The 1,277-nt window shown below is 67.8% G+C and carries 1 protein-coding gene; it reads right to left on the bottom strand.

The window, feature by feature from the left end; genetic code table 11:
- A partial coding sequence (zwf, locus tag ACYVD0_RS13355; protein ID WP_460427253.1) for a glucose-6-phosphate dehydrogenase occupies positions 1-1,277 on the bottom strand: 1,277 nt, incomplete at both ends.

The following is a 1,277-nucleotide window of genomic DNA, read 5'->3' as shown; positions in this document are numbered from 1 at the left end:
CGGGTGATCAGTGCAATCGAAGACAGGGGCCCCCAGCTACCCGCCGCATAGGGCTTGGGCGCCTCGCCCTGCAGCCGCCAGCCGGCGATCAGCCGGTCGCACCACTGCCAGGCGTGTTCGATCTCGTCCTTGCGCACGAACAGGTTCTGGTTGCCCTTCATCACCTCCAGCAGCAGCCGCTCGTAGGCGTCGGGAATCCGCGCGCTGCGGTAGGTGTCGGAGAAGTTCAGCTGCAGCGGACCGCTGCGCAGCTGCATGCCCTTGTCCAGCCCCTGCTCCTTGGTCATCACCTGCAGGGCGATGCTCTCGTTCGGCTGCAGGCGGATGATCAGCTTGTTGCCGATCAGCGGGCGCTGCTCCGGGGCGAAGATGTAGTGCGGCGCTTCCTTGAAGTGGATGACGATCTGCGACAGCTTCTGCGGCATGCGCTTGCCGGTGCGCAGGTAGAACGGCACCCCCGCCCAGCGCCAGTTGCGGACCTCCGCACGCAGCGCGACGAAGGTCTCGGTGTCGCTGCGCGGGTTGGCGTTGTCTTCCTCCAGGTAGCCCGGCACCGCCTTGCCCAGGACATTGCCGGCCACGTACTGGCCGCGCACCACCTGCTGGCTCAGCTGGCCGGCGTCGATCGGCGCCAGCGCCTTGAGCACCTTGACCTTCTCGTCGCGGATGCTGTCGGCCGACAGGTCGCTCGGCGGGTCCATGGCGATCAGGCAGAGCAGCTGCAGCAGGTGGTTCTGGATCATGTCGCGCAGCTGGCCGGCCTTGTCGAAGTAGCCCCAGCGGCCCTCGATGCCCACCTGCTCGGCCACGGTGATCTCCACGTGGGAGATGTGGTTCTGGTTCCACTGGGTCTCGAACAGGCTGTTGGCGAAGCGCAGGGCGATCAGGTTCTGCACCGTCTCCTTGCCCAGGTAGTGGTCGATCCGGTAGGTGCGGTTCTCCGGGAAGTGCTGCGCCACCGCGTCGTTGACCTTGCGCGAGGAGGCCAGGTCGTGGCCGATCGGCTTCTCCAGCACCACCCGGGTGCGCTCGGCCAGCCCCACCTGGGCCAGCCCGGCGCAGATCGCCTCGTAGAGCGCCGCCGGGGTGGCGAAGTAGGCGATCAGCCGCTCCGCCTCGCCCACCCGGTCGGCCAGCGCGAGGTAGTCCTCGGCCTGGAGGAAGTCCATCGACAGATAGTCCAGGCGGGCCAGGAAGCGCTGCAGGGTGGTCTCGTCGAGCTCCTGGCCCGGCACATGGCGGCGCAGGTGCTCGGCGATGGTGGCCAGATGGCGACT

Source organism: Azotobacter armeniacus, assembly GCF_054779355.1.
This window is presented reverse-complemented; position numbering and strand designations above follow the sequence as displayed.